Here is an 8,637-nt window from a genome sequence, read left to right as displayed (position 1 = left end):
GCACAAATTATAGATGTAAAAAATGGGTACATTGATAATGTCTCCTTCCTCAGCGGATCCAATAAAGACGAGGCTCTTTCCCTATCCAGCGCCGTTAGTAACCCAGCTAGCATGGACATTTATAAAGATAGAATAATTACATATACTGATCTTGATGTCGATGGTAAAACAACAATCAATGATACTTTATCGGCACAAATTATAGATGTAAAAGATGGGTTCATTAATAATGTCTTCACCCTCAGCGGATCCAATACCCTTTCCCTGTCCAGCGATGTTAGTAACCCAGCTAGCATGGACATTTATAAAGATAGCATAATTACGTATACAGATCTTCATGTTAATGGGAAACTAAAGTCTGAAGAAATATTCTTTAAAGATGACAATAATAATTATGTAGACATTGAAACTTTTATAGATAATGATATACTACAGAATGCTATTTGGCGAAGAGATGTAATTAACAATAATAATATTTATTATCAAGATGGTGATGTGAAAATTGGATCCATAGAAGCACCGAAGAATTTAAATATATATGGTGGATTAAACGTATCTGATGGAAATGTAGGTATAGGCACTACTAACCCATTGGCTAAACTGGATGTAAAGGGTTTAATTATTTCAAACAGTCTTACAACAGGGGCAGTAATAGCCGGAGCAACTAAAGTAGCAGCACTTAATGTAACGGGATTTGCCGATGTAGAAGGTATATTTAATGCGTTTGGTGATGCTAATGTAGAAGGTGTTTTTACCGTGGGAACCGTAGCAACTCCAAGCGAGATTAATGTGTATGGTAGTGCCACAGTGGAAGGCCTCACCAATTTTTTTGGTGATACTAAGGTAGAAGGTGGGTTTGATGTGTATGGTGGTATTGGTATTCACAAAGTTTTAGGTGCCGGGGGAGGTATCACTACTGCAGGTAATATAAGTTCAGATGAAAATATCAGTGCAAAGGAAAAGATTACCGTAGGTGAAACTTCAACTTCAGGCGGTAACACCGAGCGTCTGTTAGTCCATGGCAGAGCAAACATTGTAGGCGATTTAGTTGCTAAGAGAATCGCTATCTACAACGATCCAAGTTCTTTTTCCAACTGGCCAGATTATGTATTTGAAGTTGAGTACAAACTTCCGTCTCTTGCGACTGTAGAAGAGTACATCAAAAAAGAAAAGCACCTTCCTGAGGTTCCCTCTGCAAGTGAAATTGCCGAAGAAGGCCTTGATCTGGGTAAAATGGATGCTACACTATTGAAAAAGGTAGAAGAACTAACACTTTACACCATAGATCAGGAAAAGAAAATCAAGGAACAGCAAGAACGCCTTAAGGCCCAGGAAGAGCGCCTTCAAAAATTGGAAGCACTGTTAATAAAGGAGAATAGGTAATTATTACACATGAATTTTCATAAAATGAAAAAGCTATTATTACTATTTTGTTTACTCTGGGGATATGAAGCATATCCCCAGAGTGAGGAAGACCTGCGCCTTGATATCCACCAGATAAGAGTCACAGAGGGTCATGCCACTCTGATAGTGGTTAGAACTGCGCCCCCTTTTAATCAAGTGCTCAGTTCTACATTGATTGATGCTGGAAAAAGCAAGACAGAAGATGCTAATTTGATTGCAGAGGTAATTAAAAACAGAGCTGATTCAAAACTTGACCATGTGTTCATTACACATTACGACCTGGATCATTACAATGGACTTTTGAATAGTGGGACCACCAATTCGGGAATACTCAAAAGAAGATGTGATCCTGCGGAACCCACCGCGTCAAAATTGACAGGCAGTACGGCAGGTTCACAGCTACAACTTTTTCGCAACAAAATGGTTGAAAATACACCTGGTTCATTAGCTGAGGTTATCCAAACCTATGCAACGGAATTATCTGATTATGGATGGACGGAAAACATGGACCTGAATCTCAGTCCTGTTAACGGTCTAAATGATAAAATCAAACTACGAACTCTGGCGGTCTATGGAAATTTGAGAGATTCTAATTTAAAGCTGGATGTTAAGAACAAGAACAGCAGGTCGGGTGTCGCTTTGATCACTTGGGGAGATTTTAGCTTCCTTGTTCAGGGCGACCTGCAAGCAGGTGGAGGAGCCAAACAAAAGATAGGGAGAACAAATACCTTTTACAGGCCTACCATCTCCCAAGAGCCGGTAAGGATACCTTCCAATTGGAGTGGCGCGACTACTCAAAACGCCATTGACCTGGCGATTACTGAGCCAGACGGTATAGCAGGTATCAAAAGAAAGGTAAACACTGATGTAACCAGAGACAATGTGAGTGTAACGGATATCCCTTTATCACTGACCGATTTTCCATACGATATTGCCTATCCTAACGAATGGCATCATGAGTTAGGCAATAAGATCGATTTGTTCAATGGAAGCGGTTGTTATGCCCATGCATGTCTGGCCCTGATCCCACATCATGGAGCTCCTACCAGCAACCTATGGTTTGACTCGAAATATGCTATTGTAGGTTCTAATGCGACCAATAATCATGGGCACCCTGTGCCGCAAGCTATTTCAGCCGCATACCACACTTCTGGTATTTCACACTTCTTTTTTACCTACTTGGAAAATAAAACCAAGGGAAAGATTGCCTATAACCGATTGACTGAGTTAACGAAATGGCAGAGCGATATAAATAATGATCCCTCTTTAAGAAATGTCGAATTTTACAGCCTTGGGAAAGATGAGAAGGTGCTCGAGTTTGAGGTTTCTATCAATACGGAAAACAATAAGAAACAAGTCCGAGTATCTGCCCGAACTTCCGATAGTAATACTACCGGTAATCGTTACGTGTTAAGTTTTTTCTGTGATCATTCTCAATTACCTTGTAATAATTAAATAGTATATCTATGAAATATTATTGTATAATAGCCATGCTTCTTTTCACATTTTTATCCATTGGTGATGGAAAAGCTGAAATCTTAACGATTCCCAAGGCAAAAATAAAGATTGCCGTATTTTATACAGGAGAGGCAGAAATGCACTTTGATGCAAATTCAGTGTCAACAAACCTAGAAGGGCACATAGAAAATGGCATTAATGAGATCAATACCATATTTAGCAATTCTGGGATTAACACTTTTGAGGCTCTCTTTACCTCTATAACCGAGTTCAAGAATTATTCAGAGCCCAAACACAGGGGACTGGTAGATCCTTATGTTACGTATTCATTTGACGGGACCTACCAAGTGCTGGACGAAATAGCGAACCATGAAAAACTTGAAACCTATTTTGAAAGCAATCCTAACACGAGTTTTCTGCGAAAATCCGATCTGGAGACAAGTTTCATCAATATTGATCAAAGCTCAGATCCCGATGTAGTCCTTATTATTGTGGAAGAAGATGGGCAAGCAATGGCGTCTGATGAGCGATTGCTTCGTTTTTCCGGAAACCAATGGAATGATCCCTTATATGCAGTGATTGGAGTAAAGGAGCTCCTTCAAAACAATCTTGCGATTCCCCTTGCTTTCTTTGATATATTTACTTTAAGAGATAATTCAAATGAAACCAATACAACCTTAATGAGCTTTTGGAATGATGACATTGATGACGCAAGTGCTATAGATAACAAACTGTCTTCTGAAAATACTAACATATTTCGATGTAATGCTACAAAACTCCTATTAGGTTCATCTGATCAGATGGTTATAACAGCTTCTCTGGCTGATTACCCTTTAGATACCAAAACTATTATTGATGCAGAAATTTCTGCTGCAATAGTAACCATAGATGGTTCATCATCAGTATTTTCTGTTGATGATATTGAAAATACCCCCTCGTGGATTGTCTTTAGCAATAAGCGTTTCAAGACAGATGACGGCTGGGTTGCTCCGCCATGTGTCTTATCGGGTGCAAGGCTAGCTGATTCTGGTGCCTATAATGAAGGCAATGTGTCAATGGACGGTTCTGATAATTCCATAGAGGAACTTATCCTCTTTCCCAACCCATTTACTGATAAAATTACGATCAGATTTAAAGCTAAGGAACTCTCGGAGGTCCATCTAACCATTTACAATTTGGACGGTCGTCTGGTTGACAATAAGACTTTCAGCATTGATAGGGAGGAGACTGATCACGAAATTCTTGTTGATGGGAGTCATTTCCATGCTGGAGCATACATTTATCAACTTGAGATAGGATCATCCATAAAAACAGGGGGAATCATAAAAAAATAAGATTGCTTAAACAGCCGGGAAGGTATAAGGATGAAAGTTTAAAGCAAAGGTAGATTTTTTCAACTCTACCTTTGCTTTAAATAATCATGGCATATTTATGGGGATCATACTTAAAATATTTTCTTTAAAAAGAATCTTTTTATTGTGGAAGCTGTCTGGGTAAAGACTGGTCTCAAGAATTCATTATTTCACTATCTTTAATGAATGATCAACATATCAAACGGACTTAAAGGCGGTTTAACTGTTATTGAATTAATTACATTGCTCAAAAATGCACCTGGAGATATAAGCAATCCCTTGGGCTATGTTTTAGTCCCTGCATCGGAGCTATCCGGTGCTTCTAAAGCTGCTCGTGATACCATTAATTACTGCGAGGAACACGGGTTCATAGAAATCAAATATACAGGAAAGAAGTGCTATGAATTTAGCTTAACAGAAAAAGGGTTATCATTTTGCGAAGGCAACCCAGAGATGGAAAATGAGAAAATTACTATCAGATTTTGTAAACCTGTTTATAGGGTGAAAAGAGGGTTTTGAATTAAGTAATGCAGGAATGGCAGTGACAACTTTAGTAATAATATTAGTGTTTGTCTTATATACCTGGGTTCAGGTCTTTTAAGCCCCACAAAGATNACAACTTTAGTAATAATATTAGTGTTTGTCTTATATACCTAAGTTCAGGTCTTTTAAGCCCCACAAAGAGCAATCATTGAATATTTTAATATACTCCTACGGAATAAAATCATTATTTAAATTGGAAAAACAAAATGATTCATTAAATAGCAAGGTTAAAAGTCGCGCAAATCAATCATGAAGTTTCTAAATAAAATAGTTCAAAACACCAATTTAATCATGGCCTTTTTACTTGGAGGCGCAACCTTTGGAGGGGCTATATTAATTCTGTCAGAGCAAACCTTAAAGCATAGTTATTACCTGACTAAGTCTAACCTGGCTTTGATAAAGACCACTGAGAAATGCCAAAAGCTAATGGTAATCCAGGATTCCATAATGAGGCTTGACGATCAGATTTTTAAAGAGTCAGGTGTGCCAGTTCAAGCAAGTCAAATACGGGAAAGAATTGCGTTAATGGAATATTACCACCAGACCAGCACCCAGCTCGACATCATGCTCGTACATTATCGTTTGGGAATGGATAAACAATTACAAGATCATTACTACAGCAAATACCAAAGCTTCTTTCATGGTAAGGCCTGGGACAAAGGTGGTTATGATATGGGATTAGACGACGATGATGATATGTCTATCCTTTCGGGTTTACCGGAGTAAATGGTTAGTTACTTTTACTGACCAACCATACCAAAAGACATGAAACGACATTCTTCATGATACCTGAGGTATTCAGTTATTAATTTAATGATCGCCTCATTCCTGGTTTTATAAACGGGTTTGTCCTTAAAATCCCTTTCATTAAGCATCAACCTAATCTTTTTGCTCTCCTCCTGATCAATATATTTTTTGGCAGCCCTGATAAAAGCTTCCCGGCTGCATCCCCGGATCTTTTTCTCCCTGATGTTAACGTAAATAAAAAAGCTTTTCCGTTTTGCAAACTCCGATTTGTCGATCAGTCCGGCGGCAAAGGCGTCTGAGGCCAGGTTATACTGTTCATCAACTATGAGCTGCGCAATCCTGATCAAAAAGTATTTTGGAATCCTCTCCTTATAGCGGGTAATATCATCAACCTGATGATGAAGCCGGAGCCAGGCGCAGGCCTGCCATTCTGTAGTGGTTATCTTGGCTATAGACTGATGGGTAAGCAGGATGTCTATCCCTTTATGTCTATTTGTGCATAAGGCACCGATCATGGATTGACCACGGGCACCTGACATATAGTGGTCTATATCATCCAGGATAATCAGCCCGTCCCTAAAGTGCCTCAGGATTTTCGATACAACCTCTCTTTTCTGGTCATCATCCATTGAGGTACCGTCCGGGTTAAATGGCCTGATTCGCCTGGCCTGGACATTGATCAGCGATTTCAGATAGTTTGGGCTAACGGTTTTAAACTGGTAATCATCATCATTGGTATCAAAAGCCAGTGCCTTGCGTCCTATCTTTCCGGTTGCGGAATTGTCCTTCATGTAGTTGAGGATCTCCAGTTTATTGCGGTAGGTCTTTCCTACACCAGTTTCCCCGCACACGAGGAATACCATTGGTTCGCGTTCTGGCTCAGCGAACTGTCCTACCTGCCTGCTATTTTTCATATTCAGCCTCCATCATCTCATCATCGTCCATTACTTCTATCACAGGACTTTCCATTTTCTCGCGACTATCTTCATTTTCAGTTTCAGTATTATTGTCTTTTTGCTGGTGGTCTTTCTCTTCTTTAATGATGCTCAGGATACGTTCTATCAGCATTTCATTTTCCATCCGCATTTCCATCACCGCCTGGCCTTTTTTCATGAGTATGGATAAAGCAGCACCCAATAGCTGTTGTTCCGGTGTAAGCTTCGTGCTTTTCTTCTTAACGATGGCAATGAGCAGTGGACGGAGCAAGGTCTTATCTTCCTCATCCAAACTGAGCCTTTTAACGTTTCTTTCATTTTGCTCTTCAATGACCTGTATGATCTCATCAAACTCATAGAACTCCTTGTGCTTTTTGATCTTTATGAAGAAGCCGCCACCCACAGCCATGAGGTTGTCGGTAATCCCGAGAAAGGTATCGGCCACCTGTTTTGCACTTGCCGAGGGAAGTTCAAAAGCTTCATCGACAGCATCATCTTCAGGAGTATCCTCATAATCCTCATTGATCTCCTGCTCAGGGGCATCATAGTCCCACATTTCCCTTTCCTGGATTTTACCCTTTTCTTCATCGTCTTCCGGTTCAGTTTCATCGGGAGCCTCCTGTTCTATTTTAGCGATGTTCTTTTCTTTGACCGGCTGGTTTAACGGGCTTTCGATTTCATCGGACATTTCCTCAAATACAATGTCCGAGAAGTTCTTACTCAGAGCTTCTTCTATTTCGTGGTTTATTTCTACCATGGTGTATTATTCTAGTTTTGAAATGAATGTTATAGTTTGATATTCTACGGTTTTGTAGCGTTCAGCAAAAACAGGATGAAACCGGGCAACGGACAGCGTCTCTGAACACTTATTGCAGAAGTAGATCACGTTGCGCTTATGCTGGTTAAACCGCTCACCGATCTTACTGTAGCTTCCAGCCGTGTATTTTCTCAGGAGGTGATAGGCAACCATCCGGGCATCCCGATACTCCCTGACATTACAGGTATAAAACTTTTTGGGTTTAAGGTCAAATACCCTTATGACCTGGGCAATGATATACTCGGTGATTACATTGATGCGCTCTATATCACCTCCTTTGCTGCACTCATCACTTACCACATTCTCCAAAAGTTTTACGGTATTAGCAAGGCCAATTTTACTCAACACCCGCTCAAGGTTTTCCTGCAACTGAATGTAATTGTAGCCTTTCTCCGGTTTGCCTGTTGCGCGGTTTTCCATAGTCAGTTTTTAACGTATCCGGGAAATTTGGTTGAGAAAAACCAGCCCAAATTCCTATGATTATCTCCCGATTTATATGAATTTCAGGTTTATTCCAGTTGTTTTACCTGAGACGGTAAACGTCCNTGGTTGAGAAAAACCAGCCCAAATTCCTATGATTATCTCCCGATTTATATGAATTTCAGGTTTATTCCTGTTACCTGAGACGGTAAACGTCTCCTCCGTTGATCTTGTAACCCTTGCCTTTTCTTGTGTTATAAAATTTATCACGGGCAAGCTTTTCAGCCTGCTGCTCATCTTTGGCTTCCAATTTATAGCTGATATGAGCAGGCCGGCCCGTAGGAGTACTATAAAAGATGCTCACCTGATATTGATGTTTCATCTTGTTTTGACCAGATCATAAGTATGGACAAATATGCCTGTGCGCTCCAGGCGGAAGGCACCTATGTTCACCCTGTTACCGGAAAGCTCTCCCCGGAATCCCATGTTCCTTAAAGTAGACCTGCGCAGCCCCTTTTTCCTGCCTATGTTCCAAAGTTGTTCCAGCAGGTCTTTGTCCGTTTTTGTTCCCGCCACACCTTCAGGGATTTCCGTTACTTCATTATTTTCAAGGTATTCCTCATATTCTTCGAGCATATCCCCATAGATTTCCTTATCCAGCTTATCCAGCTTGTCCCGTAAAACCAGGGCATCCGTGCCCACGGTTTCATCAATTCCGGGCAGCATCATCCCGAACAGTTTGATCTTTTTTCTCAAAGCTTCCGAAAAAGAATCCAGAGCCAGTTCATTAATGCCCATAAATTCCAGGTGTAAGTAATTGTTGTTTTGCATGATTGATGAGTCTTTAAAGTTTAAGGGCTTCCTTCACATACCTGGGCAGGTGTTTTTCCAGTTGCACCTGATCAAAATGCCCCTTCAGGTATTTGGCAGCTTTGGCAGGGTCTTCTTCAAAATAGATGAT

General features: G+C 40.3%; 9 protein-coding genes and 1 pseudogene. 5 read left to right on the top strand and 5 right to left on the bottom strand.

Annotation, left to right across the window (positions count from 1 at the left end):
- The 5 genes and pseudogenes from JMN32_RS08855 to JMN32_RS08835 form a co-directional block, all read left to right on the top strand.
- Positions 1-1,383, top strand: a pseudogene (locus tag JMN32_RS08855) (hypothetical protein); the annotation flags it as partial.
- Positions 1,384-1,407: 24 nt separating this feature from the next.
- On the top strand, positions 1,408-2,859 hold the full coding sequence (locus JMN32_RS08850; RefSeq protein WP_202855963.1) for an MBL fold metallo-hydrolase: 1,452 nt from the start codon (positions 1,408-1,410) through the stop codon (positions 2,857-2,859).
- Between the two features lie 11 nt (positions 2,860-2,870).
- Complete coding sequence (locus JMN32_RS08845) at positions 2,871-4,196, top strand: T9SS type A sorting domain-containing protein (protein ID WP_202855962.1); 1,326 nt, start codon at positions 2,871-2,873, stop codon at positions 4,194-4,196.
- Positions 4,197-4,400: 204 nt separating this feature from the next.
- Entirely contained in the window at positions 4,401-4,733 is a 333-nt protein-coding gene (locus JMN32_RS08840) for a hypothetical protein (RefSeq protein ID WP_202855961.1), read from the top strand.
- A gap of 273 nt (positions 4,734-5,006) precedes the next feature.
- Positions 5,007-5,483 carry a hypothetical protein gene (locus JMN32_RS08835; RefSeq protein WP_238354400.1) on the top strand — a complete coding sequence of 159 codons (477 nt, stop codon included), beginning with the start codon at positions 5,007-5,009 and terminating at the stop codon, positions 5,481-5,483.
- 14 nt (positions 5,484-5,497) lie between these two features.
- Here JMN32_RS08835 and JMN32_RS08830 read toward each other — a convergent pair whose 3' ends face one another.
- The 5 genes from JMN32_RS08830 to JMN32_RS08810 all read right to left on the bottom strand — a co-directional run bounded on the left by JMN32_RS08830 (position 5,498) and on the right by JMN32_RS08810 (position 8,507).
- Positions 5,498-6,418, bottom strand: coding sequence for a zonular occludens toxin domain-containing protein (locus tag JMN32_RS08830; RefSeq protein WP_202855959.1), 921 nt, complete (start codon positions 6,416-6,418; stop codon positions 5,498-5,500).
- The gene (locus JMN32_RS08825; protein WP_202855958.1) at positions 6,408-7,196 is read right to left on the bottom strand and encodes a hypothetical protein; all 789 of its coding nucleotides are present in this window, start codon (positions 7,194-7,196) and stop codon (positions 6,408-6,410) included. The genes JMN32_RS08830 and JMN32_RS08825 overlap by 11 nt, the downstream gene beginning before the upstream one ends.
- A gap of 6 nt (positions 7,197-7,202) precedes the next feature.
- Positions 7,203-7,676: a helix-turn-helix domain-containing protein gene (locus JMN32_RS08820; RefSeq protein ID WP_202855957.1), complete on the bottom strand. Its 474-nt coding sequence runs from the start codon at positions 7,674-7,676 to the stop codon at positions 7,203-7,205.
- Between the two features lie 196 nt (positions 7,677-7,872).
- Positions 7,873-8,058, bottom strand: coding sequence for a hypothetical protein (locus JMN32_RS08815; RefSeq protein WP_202855956.1), 186 nt, complete (start codon positions 8,056-8,058; stop codon positions 7,873-7,875).
- A complete protein-coding gene (locus JMN32_RS08810; protein WP_202855955.1) occupies positions 8,055-8,507 on the bottom strand; it encodes a hypothetical protein in 453 nt (150 codons plus the stop codon). The genes JMN32_RS08815 and JMN32_RS08810 overlap by 4 nt, the downstream gene beginning before the upstream one ends.
- Positions 8,508-8,637 lie beyond the last annotated feature (130 nt).

Origin of the sequence: Fulvivirga marina, assembly GCF_016775155.1 — a bacterium.
Taxonomy (GTDB): domain Bacteria; phylum Bacteroidota; class Bacteroidia; order Cytophagales; family Cyclobacteriaceae; genus Fulvivirga; species Fulvivirga marina.
Note: the sequence above shows the minus strand (reverse complement) of the source record. Positions and strands in the feature narration are given on the sequence as shown.